This is a genomic window from Bartonella sp. AP57NXGY, assembly GCF_042195805.1.
Classification (GTDB): Bacteria; Pseudomonadota; Alphaproteobacteria; order Rhizobiales; family Rhizobiaceae; genus Bartonella.
Genome location: NZ_JBHIOZ010000218.1, coordinates 1 through 1,913 on the forward strand (window position 1 = coordinate 1; position 1,913 = coordinate 1,913).

Consider the following 1,913-nt stretch of genomic DNA (forward strand, 5'->3'; position numbering starts at 1 on the left):
ACAGAATAAAGAACGGCGTGGGGGGCGTGCCTTCTTTATGGTGTATAAACGCATATAAAATGCATTGCTATAAACATCTCATAAAAGATAGCATTCATAAAAAAAAAGCCGTGTCAAGTGATATGACGCGGCTTTCAAATAGCGTTTCTTATTGATTAAAATGAATCATCCACAATGGAGTAATGGATGCATATATACAAAACGTATCATATTGCAAGCGCTCTATTAGAAATATAAAAACTTATCAAAAGGAATGTAAATGTTGCATACGATTTTTACTCACTCATTTGAATGAGAGAGCCTATAAAACGCTTGTTATGGCTATCAAACGTATCAAACAAATCAAAACGCTCGGTAGCTTTAACAATCCAATCAAAAGCAAATGCATATTAAGTGAATGTCTTGTAAAAACGTTCTTTTTAGCTCGCAAGCATTGGTTTTCAAAAGCAGCTTTTCATAAGATAAATAAACAAACGCTTTTATAAAGTGTAAGGTTTTTAAGATTTTGCTCTGCTGTGAAATCTAGATCTTCGTTTTTCATAAATGAAACGTTCTTAAGAGCAAATGATAACTAAGTTATAACTGTAATAAAAAAAAGTTTTAACGTTTCTTATAAAGATCTCATTTTATGTTTCAAACGTTTAAACGTGCATTTAAAGAGGTTCTCATAAGCGTATTTGTACTTTTCATTAAAACCTAATTTCTTTAAATATTAGCCGGTCCATTTTTGGAGGCATTATCTTAGAATAGAGCATTCTTTAAACATTACAGCTTTTGACTCAAAATTAAGTAAAAACCCATACCTTATGATGTTACAATGGTTTTGAAGTTTGTTTGCTTATCTTTGTCTTAATAGCTGCCCCCAAATTTGGAAAGAGCTCATTTGGTTTCGTATTTTTAAACTATAACTTTTAAAACGTTTTTAGTACCAAATCTAAAGTAGATAGTTATTCTACTGCCATGGCATTATTTGCCTCCATTTTTTTGTGGAAGCGAATAGTTCCGTTCTTAAAGACTAGCCTGCAATCTATTCATTAAAAGGCTTTTCATTTCATGAGATATAGCGTTTTGAATTTCATGACCTTTATTTCCTACCTCGGTAAAAAATACCGTGGTTATAAAATCGATCTTGTCTTTAAATCCTTTTATGCAATCTTTATAAACTAAACCTATAAGCTTATGACCGTTTCAAACGATTATTCCTTTGAAGGTTTAGCTCAAAAAAGAGCAAAACTCATACCATTTTTTAAACCTATACAATTTATGTTATCGATATTTTCAAACGACTAAATTTTTAAATAATGTGATTTGTGCTGTGATAAAAACGTACCATAAAATTTATGAACTGTTATGAATGATATCTGCTTTTCATTTCATTTGAACGTTTACATGCGTTATAATATTTGCATCATGATTTGCTTTTTACAGTCTATTCATCCATGGCAATCTTATATAAAAAATGGTCAAATGAATCACGTATAAAAGTATGGATTCTTAAGTGGATTCTTATAAAATAATTGCAAACAACATATTGACTTTATTGTGTTTTTTATATACTATACGATGTTTATGGGGTACCAGTTGTGCATACGCTTTATAGACAAGCTCTGCAATATCAAGTTGCTTCGGCTAAAGATGATTTTGTGTCTGAGAACGCAGGCCGTACATGGAGACTGAACAGCGAAGATGTACGGGCTTGCTGCGCACATCTTGTTGATGAAATGTATAAATTTTAAAATAATAAGGGTGGAGGATATGATCAAAAATGATAAGAAATACCGTTAGTTAGTCGTTGGTGGTACAGGAATATTGGCGCCCTTTTGCCGGTCATGAGGGCTGAACAACGTGATTATCGCAGCGCGTTTTCGTTCTCATCAATCCAAAATTGAGTTATTTCAGACAAGGGCTAAATG

General features: G+C 32.1%; 1 protein-coding gene. It reads left to right on the forward strand.

The features are described from left to right. Positions 1–1,583 precede the first annotated feature (1,583 nt). A complete protein-coding gene (locus ACFIL8_RS09635) occupies positions 1,584–1,736 on the forward strand; it encodes a hypothetical protein (protein ID WP_375613550.1) in 153 nt (50 codons plus the stop codon). The last annotated feature ends 177 nt before the right edge of the window (positions 1,737–1,913 follow it).